22 protein-coding genes are annotated in these 22,048 nt (G+C 72.2%); 13 read left to right on the top strand and 9 right to left on the bottom strand.

The features are described from left to right. The first annotated feature begins 67 nt into the window (after positions 1 to 67). The 3 genes from htpX to ASF50_RS11595 all read left to right on the top strand — a co-directional run bounded on the left by htpX (position 68) and on the right by ASF50_RS11595 (position 2,989). A complete protein-coding gene (htpX, locus tag ASF50_RS11605) occupies positions 68 to 985 on the top strand; it encodes a zinc metalloprotease HtpX (protein WP_056904565.1) in 918 nt (305 codons plus the stop codon). Further along, a complete protein-coding gene (pspAB, locus tag ASF50_RS11600; protein ID WP_056862439.1) occupies positions 985 to 1,557 on the top strand; it encodes a PspA-associated protein PspAB in 573 nt (190 codons plus the stop codon). The genes htpX and pspAB overlap by 1 nt, the downstream gene beginning before the upstream one ends. A 127-nt stretch (positions 1,558 to 1,684) precedes the next feature. After that, positions 1,685 to 2,989, top strand: coding sequence for a sensor histidine kinase (locus ASF50_RS11595; RefSeq protein ID WP_056904564.1), 1,305 nt, complete (start codon positions 1,685 to 1,687; stop codon positions 2,987 to 2,989). Between the two features lie 49 nt (positions 2,990 to 3,038). Here the strand turns inward: ASF50_RS11595 and nadA are convergent, their stop codons facing one another. Both nadA and ASF50_RS11585 read right to left on the bottom strand, forming a co-directional pair. After that, on the bottom strand, positions 3,039 to 4,223 hold the full coding sequence (gene nadA, locus ASF50_RS11590) for a quinolinate synthase NadA (protein ID WP_056904563.1): 1,185 nt from the start codon (positions 4,221 to 4,223) through the stop codon (positions 3,039 to 3,041). A 91-nt stretch (positions 4,224 to 4,314) separates the two neighbouring features. Next, positions 4,315 to 5,211: a GNAT family N-acetyltransferase gene (locus tag ASF50_RS11585; protein ID WP_056904562.1), complete on the bottom strand. Its 897-nt coding sequence runs from the start codon at positions 5,209 to 5,211 to the stop codon at positions 4,315 to 4,317. A gap of 53 nt (positions 5,212 to 5,264) precedes the next feature. Between ASF50_RS11585 and ASF50_RS11580 the strand changes: the two genes are divergently transcribed. Next, positions 5,265 to 6,350: a glycerate kinase gene (locus ASF50_RS11580; protein WP_056904561.1), complete on the top strand. Its 1,086-nt coding sequence runs from the start codon at positions 5,265 to 5,267 to the stop codon at positions 6,348 to 6,350. A gap of 112 nt (positions 6,351 to 6,462) precedes the next feature. Then, complete coding sequence (gene erpA, locus ASF50_RS11575) at positions 6,463 to 6,825, top strand: iron-sulfur cluster insertion protein ErpA (protein ID WP_056862443.1); 363 nt, start codon at positions 6,463 to 6,465, stop codon at positions 6,823 to 6,825. A 528-nt stretch (positions 6,826 to 7,353) separates the two neighbouring features. Here erpA and ASF50_RS11570 read toward each other — a convergent pair. Then, on the bottom strand, positions 7,354 to 7,596 hold the full coding sequence (locus ASF50_RS11570) for a hypothetical protein (protein WP_056862444.1): 243 nt from the start codon (positions 7,594 to 7,596) through the stop codon (positions 7,354 to 7,356). A 145-nt stretch (positions 7,597 to 7,741) separates the two neighbouring features. On the opposite strand from ASF50_RS11570, the gene ASF50_RS11565 reads away from it, so the two are divergent. After that, the gene (locus ASF50_RS11565) at positions 7,742 to 8,683 is read left to right on the top strand and encodes a carbohydrate kinase family protein (protein ID WP_056904976.1); all 942 of its coding nucleotides are present in this window, start codon (positions 7,742 to 7,744) and stop codon (positions 8,681 to 8,683) included. Between the two features lie 33 nt (positions 8,684 to 8,716). Here the strand turns inward: ASF50_RS11565 and ASF50_RS11560 are convergent, their stop codons facing one another. Together ASF50_RS11560 and ASF50_RS11555 are read right to left on the bottom strand one after the other, a co-directional pair. After that, a complete protein-coding gene (locus tag ASF50_RS11560; RefSeq protein ID WP_235557647.1) occupies positions 8,717 to 8,977 on the bottom strand; it encodes a sulfurtransferase TusA family protein in 261 nt (86 codons plus the stop codon). Positions 8,978 to 9,024: 47 nt separating this feature from the next. Then, entirely contained in the window at positions 9,025 to 10,176 is a 1,152-nt protein-coding gene (locus ASF50_RS11555) for a cysteine desulfurase family protein (protein ID WP_056904560.1), read from the bottom strand. A gap of 221 nt (positions 10,177 to 10,397) precedes the next feature. Here ASF50_RS11555 and coxB point away from each other — a divergent pair, with 221 nt between their 5' ends. The 4 genes from coxB (at position 10,398) to ASF50_RS11535 (ending at position 14,777) form a co-directional block, all read left to right on the top strand. Further along, on the top strand, positions 10,398 to 11,165 hold the full coding sequence (gene coxB, locus ASF50_RS11550) for a cytochrome c oxidase subunit II (RefSeq protein ID WP_227489287.1): 768 nt from the start codon (positions 10,398 to 10,400) through the stop codon (positions 11,163 to 11,165). Between the two features lie 56 nt (positions 11,166 to 11,221). After that, positions 11,222 to 12,952 (top strand): cytochrome c oxidase subunit I, encoded by a 1,731-nt coding sequence (ctaD, locus tag ASF50_RS11545; RefSeq protein WP_374108185.1) that lies wholly within the window; start codon positions 11,222 to 11,224, stop codon positions 12,950 to 12,952. Beyond that, a complete protein-coding gene (locus ASF50_RS11540) occupies positions 12,949 to 13,365 on the top strand; it encodes a cytochrome c oxidase subunit 4 (RefSeq protein WP_056862448.1) in 417 nt (138 codons plus the stop codon). Before ctaD ends, ASF50_RS11540 begins: the two co-directional genes overlap by 4 nt. 182 nt (positions 13,366 to 13,547) lie before the next feature. Then, positions 13,548 to 14,777: a L,D-transpeptidase gene (locus ASF50_RS11535; protein ID WP_056904558.1), complete on the top strand. Its 1,230-nt coding sequence runs from the start codon at positions 13,548 to 13,550 to the stop codon at positions 14,775 to 14,777. 251 nt (positions 14,778 to 15,028) lie between these two features. Here ASF50_RS11535 and ASF50_RS11530 read toward each other — a convergent pair whose 3' ends face one another. The 4 genes from ASF50_RS11530 to ASF50_RS11515 form a co-directional block, all read right to left on the bottom strand. After that, complete coding sequence (locus ASF50_RS11530) at positions 15,029 to 16,777, bottom strand: cytochrome b (RefSeq protein ID WP_056862450.1); 1,749 nt, start codon at positions 16,775 to 16,777, stop codon at positions 15,029 to 15,031. Continuing rightward, entirely contained in the window at positions 16,774 to 17,922 is a 1,149-nt protein-coding gene (locus ASF50_RS11525; RefSeq protein WP_056862451.1) for a ubiquinol-cytochrome c reductase iron-sulfur subunit, read from the bottom strand. The genes ASF50_RS11530 and ASF50_RS11525 overlap by 4 nt, the downstream gene beginning before the upstream one ends. After that, complete coding sequence (locus tag ASF50_RS11520; protein WP_056862923.1) at positions 17,919 to 18,722, bottom strand: cytochrome c; 804 nt, start codon at positions 18,720 to 18,722, stop codon at positions 17,919 to 17,921. Before ASF50_RS11520 ends, ASF50_RS11525 begins: the two co-directional genes overlap by 4 nt. Before the next feature lie 121 nt (positions 18,723 to 18,843). Then, on the bottom strand, positions 18,844 to 19,449 hold the full coding sequence (locus ASF50_RS11515; protein ID WP_268778304.1) for a heme-copper oxidase subunit III: 606 nt from the start codon (positions 19,447 to 19,449) through the stop codon (positions 18,844 to 18,846). A gap of 106 nt (positions 19,450 to 19,555) precedes the next feature. Between ASF50_RS11515 and ASF50_RS11510 the strand changes: the two genes are divergently transcribed. The 3 genes from ASF50_RS11510 to trpD are packed head-to-tail and all read left to right on the top strand — an operon-like array spanning position 19,556 to position 22,039. Beyond that, the gene (locus ASF50_RS11510) at positions 19,556 to 20,590 is read left to right on the top strand and encodes a cytochrome c oxidase assembly protein (protein WP_235557646.1); all 1,035 of its coding nucleotides are present in this window, start codon (positions 19,556 to 19,558) and stop codon (positions 20,588 to 20,590) included. Between the two features lie 10 nt (positions 20,591 to 20,600). Beyond that, complete coding sequence (locus tag ASF50_RS11505; RefSeq protein WP_056862454.1) at positions 20,601 to 21,011, top strand: response regulator transcription factor; 411 nt, start codon at positions 20,601 to 20,603, stop codon at positions 21,009 to 21,011. A 5-nt stretch (positions 21,012 to 21,016) separates the two neighbouring features. After that, positions 21,017 to 22,039, top strand: a complete 1,023-nt coding sequence (gene trpD / locus ASF50_RS11500; RefSeq protein ID WP_056904557.1) for an anthranilate phosphoribosyltransferase — start codon at positions 21,017 to 21,019, stop codon at positions 22,037 to 22,039. Positions 22,040 to 22,048: the final 9 nt, after the last annotated feature.

The following is a 22,048-nucleotide window of genomic DNA, read 5'->3' as shown; positions in this document are numbered from 1 at the left end:
GGGACCCGTCCGCGCCGGCCCAGGCCGCTCACAGGGTCCTCTTGGGCAGGTCGGGGACACTGGGTCCATGGCCCACTCCCGCTTCGTCAAGGACCGCGGCCTCACCGCGCGGATGACCCTCGTGATGTTCCTGCTCGGGCTGCTCTTCGTGGTGCTCGTCGTCGGGCTGATGGCGGTCTTCCGCAGCCCGGGTCTCGGTCTGCTCATCGGCGTGGCCGGCCTCGGGCTGGTGTGGTGGCAGTGGTACTCCTCCGACACCGTGGCGATGAAGGCCATGCGTGCGCGCGAGGTGACCCCGCAGCAGGCCCCCGAGCTGCACGGCATGATCGACCGGCTGTGCGCCTTGGCCGACATGCCCAAGCCGCGGGTCGGCATCGCCGACCACCGGCTGCCCAACGCCTTCGCCACCGGGCGCTCCCCGGAGCGCGCCGTCGTCGTCGTCACCACCGGCATCATGCAGACCCTGAACGCCGAGGAGCTGGAGGGCGTGCTCGCCCACGAGCTCTCCCACGTCGCGCACCGCGACGTGCTGGTGATGACCGCGGCCTCCTCGGCCGGCATCCTCGCCGGCACGCTCACCCAGGGTGCGCAGTACGGCGCGATCTTCGGCGGCGGGCGCCGCGACAACAACAACGGGCTCCCGGTGTGGCTGCTCGTGCTGCTGGTCAGCGTGGTCACCTACGCCGTGAGCTTCGTGCTCATCAAGGTCCTCTCGCGCTACCGCGAGCTCTCTGCCGACCGCTCGGGGGCCTACCTCACGATGAACCCCCAGGGACTGGCCTCCGCGCTGCAGAAGATCACCGGCGAGATCAACACGATCCCGCAGAAGGACCTGCGCGCCTCGCAGTCGATGAACGCCTTCTTCATCGCCCCCGCCGTGCGCGGCGCCTCGCTGAAGAGCCTCACCAGCACGCACCCCTCGCTCGAGCAGCGCCTCGAGCAGCTGGCCCGCATCCAGGCCGAGCTCGGTCGGCCGGCGCTCTGATGGGCTTCCTCGACGCGATCCTGGGGCGCACCACCCCCAAGCAGGCCAACCTCGACGCGCTCTTCCTCGTGCCCAGCGCGGCGATCACCCTGCAGGCCTCGGCCGGTCTGCGGCCCACCGGCTCCGGGGCGGTGTGCTACCGCGCCGCCGGCGGCGCCGCCTTCGGGCAGGTCGAGGCCGACATCCTCGCGCTGCTGCGCGACGCCCCCGACGCGCCCGAGGTGCGCACCAGCCGCGACGAGTTCGGCTTCACCTGGCTGGTGGTCGACGACGACCCCGACGACGTCGCGGGACTGTGCACCGACCTCCACGCGGTCAACACGACCCTGGAGGCCCACGGGTTCGGTCCCGGGCTGCTGTGCTCCCTGGTGCCCTTCCAGGACGCCTCCGGGCGTCGGGTGGGGCTGGTCTACCTCTACAAGCAGGGCACCTTCTACCCCTTCGCCCCGTCGGGTCCGCAGCAGCGCGACAACCTCACCGAGATCTCCCTGCGCGAGACCCTGGCCGGCGAGCTGCCCGTGGAGAAGGACATGTCGCGCTGGCTCGCGGTCTGGGGCGCACCGGGCCTGTGACCCCGCGGCCCCGACCCGGCCGGACGCCGCACCCGCGTGCTCCCAGGCACTAGGGTCTGCCCCAGGACCCATCCACCGCGCCCACGTCCCCCCGCGGGGGCCGCGGTCTCACCCCCCCAGGAGCGTCGTGTCCCTCTCGGAGCAGTCCCGGCCCCACCCCGCGCCGCCGGTGGCGCCGGACGGCGACGGCTCGGCCCTCGACCGCCAGCGCGTGGTGGAGATCGACCGCTACCAGGTGCTCGTCGACCCGCCGCGCGACGACCTGGTCGCCCTGGTCGAGGTGGCCGCCCAGGTCGCCGACGTGCCGATGGCCACCATCAACCTCATCTCCGACACCTCCCAGCACCAGATCGCCACCAAGGGCTTCGACGCCTCGGTGTGCAGCCGGGAGGACTCGATGTGCGCCGCGGTCCTCCACGAGGACGAGCCGGTCGTCGTGGCCGACGCCTCCCAGGACGAGCGCTTCAGGGACAACCCGTTCGTCACCGGGGTGCTCGGCGACGTGCGCTTCTACGCCACCCACCAGCTGACCACACCGGGCGGGGTGGTCATCGGCACGCTGTGCGTCTTCGACACGGTGCCGCGGCAGCTCTCCGCCTCGCAGGAAGACTCCCTGCAGAAGCTGGCCGACCGTGTGGTCGACCTCCTGGAGCTCGAGCTGCGCAGCCGTGAGCTCGCGGCCTCCGTCGTCGAGCTCGAGGGTGCGCGGGTCGAGCTGGAGCGCTCCAACCAGCAGCTGGCCGCCTTCGCCGGCCAGGTCAGCCACGACCTGCGCAACCCGCTCACCGCCGTCGCCATGTCGCTGAGCATGATCGAGGAGGAGGTCGACCCGGAGTCCGACGACCTCCAGTTCCTCGTGCGCCGTGCCCGCGGCGGCGCGACGCGCATGCAGTCGATGATCGACGACCTGCTCGCCTTCGCGCGCGTGGGGGCCGAGCTGACACGAGAGCCGGTGGACCTCGACGAGGTCGCCGCCGAGGTCCACGAGGACCTCGAGACCGCGTTGGTCGGCGCCGAGCTGACCATCGACCCGCTGCCCACCGTGCCGGGCGACCACGTGCAGCTGCGTGCCGTCCTGCAGAACCTCGTGGCCAACGCCGCGAAGTTCACCCGACCCGGGCAGCCGGCCCGCATCGAGGTCCGCGCCCGACCGACCGTGGTCCTCGGCCCCGGGGTGGCCGACCCGCTCGACCCCGAGGCGGGCCAGGGCGTCGACGGCTGGCGCGTGGAGGTCGTCGACCACGGCATCGGCATCCCCGCCGAGCAGCGCGACCGCGTCTTCGAGCCCCTGGCCCGCGTCGCGACGGAGGTGCCGGGCTTCGGCATCGGCCTGGCCACGGTGCGCCGCATCGTCGAGGCCCACGGCGGCGACGTCGGCGTCACGGAGACCGCCGGCGGCGGGGCCACCGTCTGGTTCGCCCTGCCGCTCTGACCTGCCGACCAGGCCCGGCCCGCGAGGCGGCCCCGGCGTACGGGCCGGGTCAGTCCTTGGCGGTGCGTCCGGGCAGAGCGAGCATCCGCTCGAGCGCCACGAGCGCCCACTTCTCGGTCTCGGGGTCGACCTCGATGCGGTTGACCACGGTGCCCGCCACGAGCGACTCCATGGCCCACACGAAGTGGGGCAGGTCGATGCGGTTCATCGTGGAGCAGTAGCACACGGTCTTGTCGAGGAACGTGATGCGCTTGTCGGGGTGGGCGGCGGCCAGCCGCTTGACGAGGTTGAGCTCGGTGCCGATGGCCCAGCTCGAGCCGGCCGGTGCGGCCTCGATGGTCGTGATGATGAACTCGGTGGAGCCCACCAGGTCGGCCTTCAGCACGACCTCGTGGGTGCACTCGGGGTGCACGAGGATCTGCACGTCGGGGATCGTGGCGCGCAGCTGGTCGACGACCTCGGCGGAGAAGCGGCCGTGCACCGAGCAGTGGCCCTTCCACAGGATCATGGTCGCGTCGGAGAGCTGCTCGGGGCTCAGGCCGCCGTCGGGGCGGTGGGGGTCGTAGACGACGCAGTCGTCGAGGCCCAGGCCCATCTGCAGCACGGCGGTGTTGCGGCCGAGGTGCTGGTCGGGCAGGAAGAGGACCTTCGCGCCGCCGGCGACGCCGCCCTTCTGCTCGAAGGCCCACTCGAGGGCGACCTCGGCGTTGCTCGAGGTGCACACCACCCCGCCGTGGCGACCGCAGAAGGCCTTGATGTCGGCCGAGGAGTTCATGTAGGTCACCGGCACGACCGAGTCGGCGACGCCGGCGGCCTCGAGGGCGGCCCACGCGGCCTCGACCTGGGTCAGGCGCGCCATGTCGGCCATGGAGCAGCCGGCGGCGAGGTCGGGGAGGATGACCTGCTGGTCGGGGCCGGTGAGGATGTCGGCCGACTCGGCCATGAAGTGCACGCCGCAGAAGACGATGTACTCCGCGTCGGGGCGGGCCGCGGCGTCGCGGGCCAGCTTGAAGGAGTCGCCGGTGACGTCGGCGAAGGCGATGACCTCGTCGCGCTGGTAGTGGTGGCCGAGCACGAAGACCTTGTCGCCCAGCGCCTCCTTGGCCGCCCGGGCGCGTGCGACCAGGTCGGGGTCGGAGGCCGGGGGGAGGTCGCCCGGGCACTCGACGCCGCGCTCGGCGGACAGGTCGGTGCCGCGGCCCAGCGGCAGCAGCGGGAGGTCGACGGTCGTCATGCCCCGATCGTATTCCTGCCACCCGCGCGCCGGCGCATCCCCTGCGCGGCGCTGGACGCCCCGCGGCGTGCCCCGGCCCCGCCCGGCGGCCTCAGAGCAGGGCGCCGTTGTGGACGTACGGCGCGGGCGGCGCCATGCCGCGCACCGCCAGGTGGCCCTGCGTGTCGAGCGCGAGCCGCAGCCCGAGGGCCACGTCGACGGCCCAGGCGTTGAGGCTCGTGACGTGGCCGACCTGCACCGAGGAGCCCGCGCGGTCGTCCACCCGGGCCAGGCACTCCACCAGCAGGTCGCGGGCGGTGGCCTCGTCTCGAGCGGCGAGCAGGGCGGGGCCCGCGGGGCCGGCGTAGGCGTAGCCGGAGCGGTCGCCGGCCACGACCAGCGGCGCCATCTCCGAGAGGGAGACGTGGTCGGGCCCGTGCGGTCCGCCGCGCAGCGCGCGGTCGAGGTCGTCCATCCACGTGCGGTCGGCCGCGGTGCCCTCCCGCAGCCCCCTCACCGACGGCAGCAGGGACCGGTCGAGGCGCCCGTGGAGCAGCAGCTGGGGGTGCAGGCTGAAGCCCGCAGCCCAGTAGCGCCGCAGTGCACCCTGGTCCTCCGAGGCCGACAGCATCGCGCGGTCGCACCCGGCTCCGTGCGCCCCGGCGCGGGCGAGCAGGGCCGCACCGACGCCGCGACCCTGCGCTCCCGGGCGCACCGCGAAGGTGACCAGCACCCACAGCCGCTCCCGCCTCACCGAGGTGGCGAACCCCACCAGCCCCGCGGCGTCCTCGGCCACCCAGCAGCCGCCCGGGTCGGTGTCGAGGAAGCGTGCGGTGCGGGTGACCCATCGTGCGACCCGCTCGGGCCCACGGCGGCCCGGCTCGGGCCGACCGGGCCGCCGGGTGGCGGTGTCGACGGCCTCGAAGGCCGCGCCGCTGAGCGCCTCGGCCGCCGCCACGTCACCGGGCTCCATCGGCCTCAGCACCCAGCCGTCCACGTCTGCGCCCATGACCGGGACCCTAGGTCCCCTGGCCGCCCGGCGCGGGGTGTGAGGATGGTCGCATGCGCATCCTCGTGGCTCCCGACAAGTTCGCCGGCACGCTCTCCGCGGTCGAGGCCGCCGAGGCGGTCGCGCTCGGCTGGCGCCGGCAGGCGCCCGACGACGAGGTCGACCTGGCGCCCATGTCCGACGGCGGACCCGGCTTCGTCGACGTCCTCCACGCCGCGCGGGGCGGCGAGCTGCTGGCGGTGACCGTCACCGGCCCGACCGGTGCGCCCACGCCGGCCACGGTGCTGGTGCTCGACGGCACGGCGTACGTCGAGACCGCGCAGGCCTGCGGACTGCACCTCACCGGCGCCTCCGGGGCCGAGGGCGCCACCACGCGCGGGGTGGGGGAGCTGCTCGAGGCCGCGCTGGGCACCGGTGTCCGGACCGTGGTCCTCGGCCTGGGCGGCAGTGGCACCAACGACGGGGGAGCCGGCCTCCTCGCCGCCCTGGGGGCCACCGCCGACGTCGCCCTCGACGCCGGGCCCGCGGGCCTGGCCGGCGTCACGCAGGTCGACCTGGACGCTGCCCGCGAGCGGGTCGGCGACGTGCGGCTGGTCGCCGCCTCCGACGTCGACAACCCGCTGACCGGCCTCTTCGGGGCCACCAAGGTCTTCGGTCCGCAGAAGGGCGTCGGCGAGGACCGGCTGCCGGTCCTCGACGGCTGGCTCGAGGAATGGGCGGGGGCCACCGACCGGCGCACGTCGCTGGAGAAGGGCGCCGGGGCGGCGGGGGGCCTCGGTCACGCGCTGCTGCTGCTCGGGGCCACCCGGGAGCCCGGCATCGCCCTCGTCGTCGACGCCGTGGGGCTGGCCGAGCGGGCCCGCGCCGCCGACCTCGTGCTCACCGGCGAGGGCGCCTTCGACTTCTCCAGCCGCGCGGGCAAGGTGCCCTCCGGGGTGGCCGACGTCGCCCAGCAGGCGCTGCGGCCCTGCGTCGCGCTTGCCGGGCAGGTGCTGGTCGGCTCGCGCGAGATGCGGGCCCTCGGCGTGGAGTCGGCGTACTCCCTGGTCGACCTGGTGGGCGAGGAGCGCGCCTTCGCCGACCCCGCCGGGGCCCTGGCGGAGCTCGCCGAGCGGGTCGCCCGCACCTGGTCGCGCTGAGGTGCCGACCGGCGGGGGAATAGCCGCAGGTGTGCGACCATTGAGGAGAACGTAGACGTCGCTCCTCCCCGGGGCGACACCCTCGCACCCTCGACGATCGGGAGCCACAGACATGACCGAGCAGGTGGAGACCACCACGGAGCGCCGCACCGACAGCATCAACCTCAGCCCGGTGGCGGCTGCGAAGGTGAACAGCCTCCTCGAGCAGGAGGGCCGCGACGACCTCGCGCTGCGCATCTCCGTGCAGCCCGGTGGCTGCTCGGGCCTGCGCTACCAGCTGTTCTTCGACGAGCGCAGCCTCGACGGCGACGTCGTCACCGACTTCGACGGCGTGTCCGTCGTGGTCGACCGGATGAGCGTGCCCTACCTCAACGGCGCGATGATCGACTTCGTCGACAGCATCGAGAAGCAGGGCTTCACCATCGACAACCCCAACGCGACGGGTTCGTGCGCCTGCGGCGACTCCTTCCACTGAGCCGCACCGCGGCGGCAGACGCGCCGGACGGCCCCTGAGGCCGCCACCGGCTGCGGGACGACGAACGCCCCCGACCTCTGGTCGGGGGCGTTCGTCGTCGGACCAGCCCCGGTCAGGCCCCGGGCCCGTGGTCGCGGTCTCCGTCGTGGGGCCCGTCGAGGCGGGCAGCCCTGCGCGAGACGGCGCCCGACAGGCCACCGCACCGCCGATCGCCCCGACCCGAGGGACGGTCCCGGGGCCTTCGACGTCGCCCCGTCGGGCCGGCTGAATGCGGGCTCCGGGGCCTCGGACCTCAGTCGTAGGGCCGGTGGTGCCGCTCGGCCGCGCGACGTGGCGGCAGACGGCAGGTCGACGGACCGCCGGCGTGTCGTTCGCCGCCACTCCGGCCCGGGCCGCCGTTGCAGCACCCGCGCCAGCGCTGCCGGCGGGGGTGGCCCCGGCCCGCGGGCGGCCCACCGCCGGAGGTCCGACGGCACCGCCGGCGAGCGGACCCGGTCCGACGACGGGGCCGGGCGAGCCGCCCGCAGGTCAGTCGAGGTGCAGGTGCAGCGCGTTGGCCAGCCGTTGCGCGGCCTCGGAGATCGCGATCTCGCGCTTGGGGAGATCGGTGGGGTAGCGGTCGTAGGTGAGGCCCGGGGCGGGGGTGCCGACCCGGTCGAGGGCGTCGGCCAGGCCCAGGTTGCGGCCGACCTCGACACAGTCGCGGCGCATGTCGACGGGGCTGGCGAGGTCGGCGTGGGCGAGCCGGTCGGTGCGGGCGTCAGCAGTCATGCGTTCGACGCTAGGGGCTACCAACGGGTACTCCCAGGAGTACCCGCGGGTAGTGTTCGCCGACGTGCCTCCCACCTCTGCCGACGCCCCCGTCGACGCTCCCGCCGCGCTCCTCATCGCCGGCTCGATCGCCACCGACCACCTGATGGGCTTCGGCGGCCGGTTCGCCGACTCGCTGGTCGTGGACCAGCTCGACAAGCTCTCGGTGTCCTTCCTGGTCGACGACCTCGAGATCCGTCGCGGGGGAGTGGCGGCCAACATGAGCTTCGGCCTGGGCCGCCTCGGCCTGCGCCCGGTGCTGGTCGGAGCGGCCGGCGAGGACTTCGCGGGCTACCGCTCCTGGCTGGAGCGCCACGGCGTCGACTGCGACCACGTGCGCATCTCCGAGAGCAAGCACACCGCCCGCTTCGTCTGCACCACCGACACGACCGGCGCCCAGTTCGCGTCGTTCTACCCCGGCGCGATGAGCGAGGCCCGCCTGCTGGAGCTCGCCCCGATCGTGGCGAAGGTCGGCGCCCCGGCCTACGTCCTCATCGGCGCCGACGACCCCGACGGGATGCTGCGCCACACCGAGGAGTGCCGTCAGCGGGGCTACCCCTTCATCGCCGACCCCAGCCAGCAGCTGGCCTTCGCCGAGGGGGCGGTCATCCGCGACCTCATCGACGGCGCGACCATCCTGTTCTCCAACGAGTACGAGTCGGCGATGATCGAGCAGAAGACCGGCTGGTCGGGCGCCGAGGTGCTCGACCGCGTCGGCACCCAGGTCACCACGCTGGGCGCCGAGGGCGTGCGGATCCTGCGGGCGGGCGAGGAGCCGATCGAGCTCCACGCGGCCCGTGGCGTGACCGCCGTCGAGCCCACGGGGGTCGGCGACGCCTTCCGTGCGGGCTACCTCGCCGCCGCGGCCTGGGGGCTCGGCCTCGAGCGCTCCGCGCAGGTCGGCTGCGTGCTCGCGGCCTACGTCGTCGAGACCGTCGGCACCCAGGAGTACTCCTTCACCTCCGAGCAGTTCCTGGGCCGCCTCGAGGACTCCTACGGCGCGGAGGCGGCCGCCGACGTCGCTCCGCACCTGGCCCGCCTGGCCTGAGGTGCCGGCGGGCCCGCCCGCCGTCGGCCGGGCTCAGGCCCGGCGCACCCGCAGCCGCACCGCGCCGTCGCCGAGGTCGTCGGCGCCGACGTAGTGGTGCCCGCGCATGCGGCACCACGCCGGCACGTCGACGCGGGCCGCGACGTCGGTGGCGACCACCGCGACCACCTCCCCGGGCGCCACGTCGCCGACGTGGCGGGCCAGCTCGATCACCGGCGCGGGGCAGACCATGCCGCGGCAGTCGAGCTCGAGGGCGACCGCGGTCGGGTCCTCGCCCGCCACCTGGGCCGGCACCTGGCCCGGCCCTTGGCCGGGCGCCTCGTCCGGGTCGGCGCCCCGGGTCACAGGCCGACCTCGGCCCGCAGGTCGGCGACGACCTCGGGCAGCGCGCTCACGAAGCGCTCGACCTCGTCCTCGGTGGTCGCGGTGGTCAGCGACACCCGGACGTTGCCGTGGGTCAGGGCGCCCATCGCGGCCAGCACGTGGCTCGGCTCGAGGGTCGAGGCGGTGCAGGCCGAGCCGCTGGCCACCCCGAAGCCCCGTCGGTCGAGCGCGGTGACCAGCGCCTCGCCGTCGAGGTAGAGGCAGGAGAACGTCACCAGGTGGGCCAGCCGGTCGTCGGGGTCGCCGACGACCTCGGTGTCGGGCACCGCCGCCGCGGCAGCCCGGATGCGGTCGACGAGCCGGCGCTGCCGCGCATCGACCTCGGCCCTCTCGGCGACCACGGCGCGCAGTGCGGCGGCAGCGGCCAGTGCCGCCGGCACGTTCTCGAAGCCGGAGGTGCGCTCGTCGACGCGGTCGTCGGCGGGGAAGGGGCTGACCCAGCCCGTGCCGTGGCGCACCAGCAGCACGCCCACGCCCGCGGGACCGCCCCACAGGTGGGCCGAGGCGGCGGCGACGTCCCAGCCGGGCGGCAGGTCCTCGCGACCAGCCGAGGCCCGGGCGTCGACGAAGACGGGCACGTCGCTGCCGCCCGCGCGCAGGGCCGCGACGAGACCGGCCACGGGCTGGCGGGTGCCGACCTCGTGGTTGGCCGACTGCAGCGCCACCAGCGCGGTCCCGGGCGCCGAGGCCGCCGCGGCGAGCGAGGCCGGGTCGGCACGGCCGAGCCGGTCGACCTCGAGGGTCTCGGCGCTCGCGCCGGCCCACTCCAGGGCGTGCAGGACGGCGGAGTGCTCGACCCTCGGCAGCACGACCCGGTCGCCACTGCGGGCGCGGGCCCGCAGCAGGCCCAGCAGCCCGCGGTGCACCGCGTCGGTGCCCGAGGCGGTGAAGCTGACCTCGTCGGCACGGACCCCGAGGCACTCGGCCACCACGGCGCGGGCGTTGTCGAGCAGCAGTCGGGCGTCGCGGGCGGGCCCGTGCAGGCGGCGCGGGTCGGCGTAGCCCCGCTCGAGCGCGGCGAGCACGACCTCGCGCGCGGCAGGATGGAGGGGCTCGCCGGACGCGGCGTCGAGGTAGGTCGCGGCCGGTCGCGGCGCGGAGTCGGTCACGGTGGCAACCGTAGGCCACCCTGCTCCCCCCGTGAGGGGGCGGTGAAGTACTCTGAGAACTACCCAAGATGGCTTGAGAGGAAGGCTCTTTCGTGAGTCTGTGGCTTCCCCAGCGCTCAGCTGTGAGTCGAGGCGGTGCACGCCGCCTCGGCCTGTCTGCCGCGCTCGGCCTCGGCGTGCTGCTGATGTCCGGTTGTTCCTCGGAGGCGCGGCGTCTGGCGATGCCCGAGCCCGTCACCGAGCAGGGTGAGCACACCCTCGACCTGTGGCAGGGCGCGTGGATCGCGGCCCTCGTCACCGGTGTCGTGGTGTGGGGGCTCATCTTCTGGGTCGTGGTGCGCTACCGCCGGCGCAGCGACGACGAGATCCCCGTGCAGACGCGCTACAACCTGCCGCTGGAGATCTTCTACACCGTCGCGCCGATCATGATGGTGATCGTGTTCTTCGCCCAGACCGTGCGTGTGCAGAACATCGTCCTCGACGAGGACACCCCGCCCGACCAGACCATCGGCGTCGTGGGCTTCCAGTGGTCGTGGGCGTTCAACTACGCCCTCGACGACGAGAACGGCGACGGCGTCTCCGAGACCGACCGCTACGTGTGGGAGGCCGGCACCGCCGGCTACATCCCGACGCTCTACGTGCCGGAGGGCTCCACCACGCGCTTCGAGCTCAGCTCGCCCGACGTCATCCACGACTTCGGTGTGCCGGGCTTCCTGATCAAGATGGACGTCATCCCCGGTCGCGACAACTCCTTCCAGGTGACGCCCAAGCGCCTCGGTGAGTTCGCCGGCAAGTGCTACGAGCTCTGCGGCACCTACCACTCGCGGATGCTCTTCAACGTCCAGGTGGTCCCGCAGGAGAAGTACGACGCCTACCTGCAGACCCTGGTCGACGCCGGTCGTGAGACCGACGCACCCATCACCGGCGGCGAGTTCGTCCGGACGCAGGCCGGAGCCCCCACCGACGAGACCGAGGGAGCAGCAGAGTGACCGCCACCGCAGCACAGCCGACCACGTCGGCGCCGCAGGGCCAGCCGCGCAAGCAGCTGGGCCAGCAGCTGGTCACGATCATGACCACGACCGATCACAAGCTGATCGGCAAGCTGTACCTCATCACGTCGTTCGCGTGGTTCCTGATCGGTGGCGTCATGGCGCTGCTGATCCGCTCCGAGCTGGCCTACCCCGGCCAGCAGGTCGTCAACGACGAGCTCTACAACCAGCTCTTCACCATGCACGGCACGATCATGCTGCTGCTCTTCGCGACCCCGCTGTTCTTCGGCTTCGCCAACGTGATCATGCCGCTGCAGATCGGTGCGCCCGACGTGGCGTTCCCGCGCCTGAACATGTTCAGCTACTGGCTGTTCCTCTTCGGCAGCCTCATCACCGCCTCCGGGTTCCTGACGCCCTCGGGCGCCGCCTCCTTCGGCTGGTTCGCCTACACCCCGCTCTCCGACGCGGTCCGCTCGCCCGGCGTGGGTGGCGACCTGTGGATCATGGGTCTGTGGATGGCCGGTCTCGGCACGATCCTCGGTGCGGTCAACTTCATCACCACGATCATCTGCATGCGCGCTCCGGGCATGACGATGTTCCGGATGCCGCTGTTCGTCTGGAACACCCTGATCACCAGCCTGCTGGTGCTCATCGCCTTCCCGGTGCTCGCCGGCGCGCTGCTCTCCCTCGAGGCCGACCGGCAGCTGGGCGCCCACGTCTTCGACACCGCCCACGGCGGTGCGATCCTGTGGCAGCACCTGTTCTGGTTCTTCGGCCACCCCGAGGTCTACATCATCGCGCTGCCGTTCTTCGGCATCGTGACCGAGATCCTGCCGGTCTTCAGCCGCAAGCCGCTCTTCGGCTACGTCGGCCTGGTCGGCGCCACGCTCGGCATCGCGATCCTCTCGGTCGCGGTGTGGGCGCACCACATGTTCGTGACCGGCGCGGTCGACCTGCCGTTCTTCTCCGGCATGACCTTCCTCATCGCCGTGCCGACCGGGGTGAAGTTCTTCAACTGGATCGGCACGATGTGGGGCGGCTCGCTGTCCTTCGACACCCCGATGCTGTGGTCGATCGGCTTCCTGACGACCTTCCTCTTCGGTGGTCTCACCGGCATCATCCTGGCCAGCCCGCCGCTGGACTTCCACGTCTCCGACTCCTACTTCGTGGTCGCGCACTTCCACTACGTCGTCTTCGGCACCGTGGTCTTCGCGATGTTCGCCGGCTTCTACTACTGGTGGCCCAAGATGACCGGCCGCATGCTCGACGAGCGGCTCGGCAAGCTCCACTTCTGGATCCTCTTCGTGGGCTTCCACCTCACCTTCCTCGTGCAGCACTGGCTCGGTGTCGAGGGCATGCCCCGTCGCTACGCCGACTACCTCCCCGAGGACGGCTTCACCACGCTGAACCAGATCTCGACCGTGGGCGCCTTCCTGCTCAGCGCCTCGATGATCCCCTTCTTCTACAACGTCTACGTCTCCCGCAACGCCCCGCTCGTCGAGACCGACGACCCGTGGGGCTGGGGCCGGTCGCTGGAGTGGGCCACCTCGTGCCCGCCGCCGCGCCACAACTTCGTGACGCTGCCGCGGATCCGCTCGGAGTCGCCGGCCTTCGACCTGCACCACCCGGAGATCGCGGCGATGGAGATGGAGCAGAACGCCGCCGCCGCCGACAGCGGCTCGTTCGCCGACGCACCCGACATGGAGGGCCGTGCCGACCTGCTGCGTGAGCGGCGCGGTCAGACCGGCACCGACGACCACGGCACCGACGGAGGTACCCAGCGATGAAGGCCGAGGCCTGGATCTTCGCGATCTGCACGATCTTCCTGGTGCTGGTCACCCCGGCCTACTGGTTCATCACCGAGGCCGGCAGCACCGGTGGCGACTGGACGGGCACCTCGGCGCTCACCATGACCACCCTGCTGACCCTCATGGTCACCATCTACCTCGGCTTCCACGCCAAGAAGATGGACGACCGGCCCGAGGACCGCAAAGACGGCGAGATCGCCGACGGCGCCGGCGAGCTGGGCTTCTTCCCGCCGTACTCGTGGTGGCCGCTGTGGGCCGCGCTGACCCTGGGCGTGATGGTGTTCGCGATCGCCATGGGCGCGTGGTGGCTCTTCATCATCGGCACCGTGCTCGGCGCCGTGGCCACCTGCGGCCTGATCTTCGAGTTCTACCGCGGGGAGCACGCCCACTGAGGCAGGCCCCGTCGTGAGGTCCCGCACGGACCGCACCGCGCAGTGACCGACTCCGCACGCCGTCCGGCGTGCGGAGTCGGTCTTTTTACTCTGCGCGGTTACCCTGGAGGAGCGGCCCTGCTGGGCCGACGCCACCACCTGTCCCGGGGGACCCGGGACGTCGTCCTCCTGGAGTCGCCCGCATGTCGCTCAGCCTGCCCCGTCGCGCCCGCCGGTCGAGCGCGGCCGTCATGACCTCCCTGGCCCTGGCGGCCTGCGTGGGCCTGACCGCCTGCGACGCGGGACAGACCGACGCGGACGCCGGCAGCGACACCGCGCCGGGACGGTCGGGCACCGACGAGACCTCGCAGGCGGCCCCCGCCTCAGTCTCGGCCAACGTGCGCAAGGCCGCCCAGGACGTGCCGGTCGACACCCTCGTCGCCGTGACCGTCGCCCACGCCGAGCTCGACTCGGTGAAGGTGACCTCCCCGGCCGGGCCGGTCGCCGGCGCCATGGCCGACGACGCCTCGTCCTGGAAGGCCTCCGAGCGGCTGGAGCCCGGGACCCCCTACACCGTCACCACGCTCGCCCACGACGGGGCGGGGGAGCCGGTCCGCGACGTCACGCGCTTCACGACCGCGGACCTCACCCTCGACCAGCAGACGTTCCCCTCCGTCGCACCGCTCGACGGCGAGACCGTCGGCGTCGGCATGCCCGTCGTGGTGACCTTCGACCTGCCCGTGACCGACCGTGCAGCCATCGAGCGGGCGATGTCGGTGACGGCGACCCCCGCGCAGCCGGGCACGTGGCACTGGCTCAGCGACTCCGAGGTCCACTACCGGCCGAAGACCTACTGGAAGGCCGGCACGCAGGTCAGCGTCGACGTCGACGTCAACGGCGTCGACGCCGGCGGCGGCATCTACGGCCAGGAGGACCGCGACATCGACTTCACGGTCGGTGACGCCCACGTCTACAAGGTCGACGCCAGGACCCACCAGATGCAGGTCTTCAGCAACGGCGAGCTGCTGCGCACCATCCCGATCACCACGGGCAAGGCCGGGTTCACCACCCGGTCGGGCACGAAGGTGATCATGGAGAAGTTCGAGAGCCGCCGCATGAACTCCGAGACCGTCGGCATCGCCGCGGGCAGCGCGGAGGCCTACGACATCGCCGACGTCCAGTACGCCATGCGGTTGACCTACTCGGGGGAGTTCATCCACGCCGCCCCGTGGTCGGTGTCGTCCCAGGGCTCGGCCAACGTCAGCCACGGCTGCACGGGCATGAGCACCGAGGACGCCGCCTGGCTCTACGCGATGACGCTGCGCGGCGACGTCGTCGAGTACACCGGCACCGACCGCCCGATGACGCTCGACAACGGCTACGGCGACTGGAACGCCTCCTACGCCGACTACCGGGCCGCCTCCGCCCTCTGAGGTCGCTCTGCGGCACCCCGGGCGCCCTCTCCGGTGTCCTGTGGCGCGGCGCGGTTGACTCACGCCGCTCGCCCCTCTGAGGCCGGTGCCGCCCGCTAGGCGCCGCCAGAGGCGTCCTCGGGGGTCGCTCGCGCACGAGGGAGGGCCTGGCCGCCACGCGCGCGGCGGGCGCGGCGGGGGAGGGGAGAGCGGGTACGACGAAGGCCCCGGACCGATAGGTCCGGGGCCTTCGTCGTGGTGGTGCGGGTGGATCAGTGGTCGCCGCGGAGCGTCTCGCCCTCGACGGAGTGGTGACCGTCGAACTGGTGACCGTCGGCGGAGCGACCCTCCATCGCACCCTGGAGCTGGTGCTCGTGCTCCGCGTGGTGGTGGGCCTCCTCGAGCTCGGCCGCCGTCGGCTTCTGCACGTTGTCGGCGTACCACAGCGTGGAGAGCCGTCCGCGCAGCTTGGCCAGGCGACCGCCGGGGGCGGGCACACCGTTGGCGTCGGTCTGCGCCTCGGGGTCGTAGACCTCCTCGCGGGAGCGGGCGGTGAGGGTGTAGGCCGCGCTCTCCGAGATGGGCAGGTGACGCTCGCTGTAGCCGCCCTCGGGGGAGCGCATGATGATGCCGGTCTCGTAGCCGTGCAGGAGCTTCTGCTCGTCGTGACGCTGCAGCGAGATGCACCAGCGACGCGTGATGAAGAAGGCCAGCACCGGACCGACGAAGACGGCCACCCGCATGAAGTAGCTGATCTGGTTGATGCTCAGGTTCAGCTTGATCGCGATGATGTCGTTGCCGCCCGCGGCCCACATGAGGCCGTAGAAAGTCATCAGCGCCACCATGATCGCGGTGCGCGTCGGGGCGTTGCGCGGGCGCTCCAGCAGGTGGTGGTCCCGCTTGTCGCCGGTGATCCACGACTCGATGAAGGGCAGCATGAGCAGGATCGTGAACATCAGGCCCGGCAGCACGATGATCGGGAGGAACACGTTCCACGCGATCGTGTAGCCGAAGATGTGCGACTCGATGCCCGGCATGATGCGCAGCGCGCCGTCGGGCCAGCCCATGTACCAGTCGGGCTGGGAGCCCGCGGTCACCTTCGTCGGGTCGTAGGGGCCGTACTTCCACACCGGGTTGATGGTCAGCAGGCCGCCCATCATGGCGCAGACGCCGAACACGATGAAGAAGAAGCCGCCGGCCTTCGCGGCGTAGACCGGGAGCATCGGGAAGCCGACGACGTTCTCCTCGGTGCGTCCGGGACCGGGCCACTGGGTGTGCTTGTGGTAGACGAGCAGCAGCATGTGGGCCGCGATCAGGGCCAGCAGCAGACCGGGGATGAGCAGCACGTGGATGGTGTAGAGCCGCGGGATGATCGACTCACCCGGGAACTCGCCGCCGAAGAGGAAGAACGACAGGTAGGTGCCGACCACCGGGATGGACTTCATGAAGCCGTCCGCGGCCCGGATGCCGGTGCCGGAGAGCAGGTCGTCGGGCAGCGAGTAGCCGGTGAAGCCCTCGAGCGTGCCCAGGAGCAGCAGCAGCGAGCCGATGACCCAGTTGAGCTCGCGGGGCTTGCGGAACGCACCCGTGAAGTAGACGCGCAGCAGGTGGATCATCATCGACGCGATGAAGAGCATCGCGGCCCAGTGGTGCATCTGGCGCATCAGCAGGCCGCCGCGCACGTCGAAGGAGATGTGCAGCGTGGAGGCCAGGGCCTCCGACATCGCGATCCCGCGCAGCTGGTTGTAGGAGCCCTCGTAGTGGACCTCGCCCATGCTCGGGACGTACCAGAGCGTCAGGAAGACACCACTGAGAAGGAGGACCACGAAGCTCCACAGGGCGATCTCGCCCAGCATGAAGGACCAGTGGTCGGGGAAGACCTTGCGCAGGTTCTTCTTCGCGAGCGTGCCGAGGCCGAGGCGCTCGTCCGCCCAGTTCGCGACGGCGCCGGCCCGGTTGGGCTTGGCCGTCGCCGCGGCGCCGGAGGTGGTCGTCGCGACCTTGCTGGTGTCGATGCTCATAGGTCAGCCTCGCCTTGATCGCCGATGTCTTCGTGGGATCGCTCCCAATAGCTGGGCCCGACGGGCTCAGTGAAGTCGCTCTGCGCCACCAGGTAGCCCTCGTCGTCGACCATGATCGGCAGCTGCGGCAGGTGCCGGGCGGCCGGGCCGAAGATGACGCGGCCGGAGTCGGCCAGGTCGAAGGTGGACTGGTGGCAGGGGCACAGCAGGTGGTGCGTGGTGCGCTCGTTCAGCGAGATCGGGCACCCGACGTGGGTGCAGATCTTGGAGTAGCAGGTGATGCCGTCGACGGTCCAGTTGTCCCGGCCCTCGCCGGGGATGATCTCGTCGGGGTCCATGCGGAGCAGGATGACCGCGGCCTTCGACTTCGCGACGTTGAGCTCGACGCCCTCGATCTCGGGGTAGCCGTTCTCCTCGGTCGGGAAGATGGCCTCGGGCTCGGCGTTGACGAGGTCGCCGATCTCCAGGTCGGAGGCACGGATCGGGGTGCCGACGACGTCGCGCACGATGCGCATGCCGGGCGCCCAGATGGTGCGCTCGAGGCCACCGCTCTCGGGGTCGGCGGCGGCCGCCTGGCTCGGGGTGGGGCCGAGGTCGCGCAGCAGCACGATCGCCGGCGCGCCCAGGAGGCCGACGGCGCCGAGCAGCGAGTTGCGCACGAGGGGGCGTCGGGCGATGCCCGACTCCTCGAGGCCGTCGTTGAGGGCCTTGAGGGTGACCTCGCGGTCCTCGTCGGAGGAGCGGGCGGGGTGGCGCATCTCGACCATCTCGTGGTCGGCCATGAGCTTGCGGGCCCACTGGATGATGCCGATCCCGATCAGCAGGAGCGCGCCGCCCAGCGTGGTGCCGAGCACCACGGTCGAGGCGCCGTAGTTGAGCACCGTGTCGTGGTTGTCACCGATGCCGAGGGCGATGTAGCCGACGACGAAGAGCACGGTGCACACGGCCGACAGGCCGAACAGCACCGCGACCTGGCGCTCGGCGCGCTTCTCGGCCTTGGGGTCGACGTCGGTGGGACGCCAGGTGTGCTCCGGGAGCCCGGGGTTGGCCAGCGGCTCCTCGGGCGGGAGCGCGGGGAGGTGGTGGCCGTCGGAGCTCTGCTCGAGTCCGGCGCCGCCTCCCTGGGAGTCGTGCGTCGTGGTCACGCGCTCACCTTCTTCTTGCTCGAGCGGGTCGTGTGGGCTGCGATCCAGATGGCGAAGCCGACCAGGGCGCCGATGCCGACGACCCAGGCGAAGAGGCCCTCGGCCACGGGGCCGAGGCCGCCGAGACCGAAGCCGCCGTACTGCGGGGACTCCTCGAGCGAGCCGAGGTAGGCGATGACGTCGCGCTTCTCGTCGGGGGTGATGTTGCCGTTGGAGAAGCTGTCCATCGCCTGCGGGCCGGTCAGCATCGCCTCGTAGATGTACTTCGGCTCGACGCCCCGCAGGGTGGGGGCGTAGCCGCCGCGGGGCATGGCCCCGCCGGCGCCCTCGAAGTTGTGGCAGGCGGTGCAGTTGGTGAGGAAGATCTGGCCACCGCGGACGATGGCGGCCTCCTGCTCTTCGGCGGTGAGGCCCTCGAGGCTGTAGTCGCTCTCGTCGGGGATGCCCGGGCCGGGAGCGAGGGAGGCGACGTAGGCCGCCAGCTGGGCGGTCTCCTCGTCGCTGTAGGACTCCGGCTTGCGGGGGGCCTGCTGGCCGGGCTGGGCCATCGGCATCCGGCCGGTGCCGACCTGGAAGTCGACCGCCGCGGCGCCGACGCCCACGAGGCTCGGGCCGATCTGGTCGCCGTTGACGGTGTACTGGCCCTCGCCGTTCTGCCCGTGGCAGAAGGCGCAGCCGATGAGGAACAGCTCGCGGCCGGCCTCGACGTCGGCGGCCTGCGTGTCGGTGCTCTCCGCCTGGGCCGGCGCGAAGGCGGCGTACATGCTGCCGGTGAGCAGCAGACCCACGACCAGCATCATCAGGCCCGCGAGGCGGCCACGACGGTGCCGGGAGAGTCGTCCGGCGGAGCGGTTCAGGAAGCGCACAGTAGATCCTCTGTCGTCTGTTGAGAAAACTCTACATCTGTTGTGTAGGAATCGGTCACTTCACCAGGTAGATCGTGGCGAACAGACCGATCCAGACCACGTCGACGAAGTGCCAGTAGTAGGAGACGACGATCGCGCTGACCGCCTGCTCGTGGGTGAACCGCCTGGCCAGGTAGGTGCGACCGAGGACGAGGAGGAACGCGATCAGGCCGCCGGTCACGTGGATCCCGTGGAAGCCGGTGGTGAGGTAGAACATCGAGCCGTACGCCGAGTCCTGGATGGTGATGCCCTCCTGGACCAGGTTGGCGTACTCCACCGCCTGCCCGCCGACGAAGATCGCGCCCATCACGTAGGTGAGGAAGAACCACTCGCGCAGACCCCACGTGCGGAACTGGAGCAGGGAGCCGGCACGGCCCACCTGGCCCCGCTCCGCGGCGAAGACGCCGAGCTGGCAGGTCAGCGAGGAGAGGACCAGGATCGTGGTGTTCACCGAGGCGAACGGCACGTCGAGGACCGCCGTGTTCTCGGCCCACAGTTCCGGGCTCACCGCGCGGATCGTGAAGTACGACGCGAACAGGGCCGCGAAGAACATCAGCTCGCTCGAAAGCCAGATGATTGTCCCGACGCTGACCATGCTCGGTCGGTCATGGTGCCCGTGCAGACGGGATGCAGGGATAGTTGCTGCTGTCGCCACCTGAGCATTATGTCCTGAGCCCGGGCTGAGGCCACCCCGACCCCCTCATGAGAGTCGTCCTATCGTGGAGCGCGTGGATCCTGCCGCGCTGTCGTCGCTCCTGCCCGCCTCCAGCGGAGGTCTTCCGGCGGTGTCCGCGGGCACGGCCTGGACCTCCGACCTGACCCTGCCGCCCTTCGACCTCGGCGCCTTCTTCAGCCAGTGGTCGCTGGCCCCGGTGCCCACGATCGGCACCGTGTGGGTCGTCGGGCTCTACCTGCTCGGCGTGCGCGCGATGCACCGCCGGGGGGACCACTGGCCGGTCGGCCGGACCGTCTCCTTCGTGGTGCTCGGCATGGGCACCTTCTACGTCGCGACGGCCTCGGGGCTGGCGGCCTACGACACCACGCTGCTGAGCGTGCACATGGTGCAGCACATGGCGCTGTCGATGCTCGTGCCGCTGGCGCTCGCCCTGGGGGCGCCGGTCACGCTCGCGCTGCGCACGCTCCCCGCGGCCCCCCGCCGCTGGCTCCTGGCCGTGCTCCACTCGCGGGTCGGGCGGGTGCTGTCCTTCCCCCCGCTCACCTTCACCCTCTACATCGTCTCGCCGTGGGCGCTCTACTTCTCCGGGTGGTACCGCGCCTCGCTGGAGTCGGTGTGGGTCCACGAGATGATGCACGTGCACCTGGTGATGGTCGGCGCCCTCTTCTTCTGGCCCCTCATGGGCATCGACCCGGTGCCGGGACGGGTGGGCTACCCCTTCCGGGTGCTGCTCACGGTGCTGACGCTGCCGTTCCACGCCTTCCTCGGGGTCACGATCATGGGCCAGGAGACCCTGCTCGGCGGCGACTGGTACCCCCGGCTCTCCGAGGGCCCGATGGGCGCCTGGCTCCCCGACCCGATGGACGACCAGCACCTCGCGGGCGGGATCCTGTGGGGCACCGGCGACCTCATCGCCCTGGTCTTCTTCGGCGTGCTCTTCACCCAGTGGGTGCGCTCGTCGATGAAGGAGGCCACGCGCGAGGACCGTCGCCTCGACCTGATGGAGGCACGCGAGGCCCGCTCGGCGGCCGTCGCCGGCGCGGGGAGCGCCGCCACCCCGCCGCCCGGCCGCGATCCCGAGAGGTAGCATCGCGCCCGTGACCAGCCCGAAGACCGCCCTGAAGGTGCTCGTCTACAGCGACGACGTGCACACGCGCCAGCAGGTGATTCTGGCCCTCGGCCGGCGCCCCCACCCCGACCTCCCCGAGCTGGAGTACGTCGAGGTCGCCACCGAGCCGGTCGTCGTGCAGCACATGGACTCCGGGCTGATCGACCTCGCGGTGCTCGACGGCGAGGCCGTGCCCGCCGGCGGCATGGGCATCGCCAAGCAGCTCAAGGACGAGATCTACCACTGCCCGCCCGTGATCGTGCTCACCGGCCGCCCGCAGGACGCGTGGCTGGCCACCTGGTCACGGGCCGAGGCGGCCGTGCCCCACCCCATCGACCCCCTCCAGCTCGCCGAGACCGTCGTCACGCTGCTGCGCGACCGCGCGCCCGCGGCGACCTGAGCGCCGTGGTCACCTGGCCCGACGTCCTCGGCGACCTCGTCGCGCGCCGCGACCTGAGCGCGGAGCAGACCGCCTGGGCGATGGCGGAGATCCTCGAGGGCAACGCCACGCCGGTGCAGATCGCGGGCTTCGCCGTGGCGCTGCGCGCCAAGGGCGAGACGATCGAGGAGATGCTCGGCCTCGTCGAGGCGATGAGCGCGCGCGCCACCCCCATCTCGGTCGAGGGTCGCCTGCTCGACATCGTCGGCACCGGCGGCGACCGCTCGATGTCGGTCAACATCTCCACGATGTCGGCGATCGTCGCCGCGGGCGCCGGCGCCCGCGTGGTCAAGCACGGCAACCGCTCGGCCTCCTCCAAGTCCGGCTCCGCCGACGTGCTGGAGGCGCTCGGGGTGCGCCTCGACCTCTCCGCGGCTCGGGTGGCGGAGCTGGCCGGCAGCGTCGGCATCACCTTCTGCTTCTCGGCCGCCTTCCACCCGGCCATGCGTCACGCCGCCGTGGCTCGTCGCGAGCTGGGGGTCGGCACCACCTTCAACTTCCTCGGCCCCCTCACCAACCCCACGCGCCCCGCGGCCCAGGCCGTCGGGTGCGCCGACGCCGCCGTCGCGCCGGTCATGGCCGGCGTGTTCGCCGCCCGCGGGGTCGACGCCTGGGTGTTCCGCGGTGACGACGGCCTCGACGAGCTCACCACCACCACCACGTCCTCGCTGTGGGTCGTGCACGCCGGGGAGGTCACCCGCACCTCGGTCGACCCGCGGGCCCACGGTCTCGCGGCGGCGACGACCGCCGATCTCGCCGGGGGCGATCCCGCCTACAACGCCGAGGTGGTGCGGCGGCTGCTCGCCGGTGAGCGCGGGCCGGTGCGCGACGCCGTGCTGCTCAACGCCGGCGCCGCCCTCGCGGTGCACGCAGCGCCGGGGGAGCCCGTCGACGAGGCCCTGGCCGCCGGCATCGCGCGTGCCGCCGAGGCCGTCGACACCGGGGCCGCCCAGGACCTGCTCGCCCGCTGGGTGGCCGCCTCCGCCTGAGGGGCCCGC

It is taken from the genome of Nocardioides sp. Leaf307 (assembly GCF_001423135.1).
GTDB classification, from domain to species: domain Bacteria; phylum Actinomycetota; class Actinomycetes; order Propionibacteriales; family Nocardioidaceae; genus Nocardioides; species Nocardioides kribbensis.
This window is presented reverse-complemented; position numbering and strand designations above follow the sequence as displayed.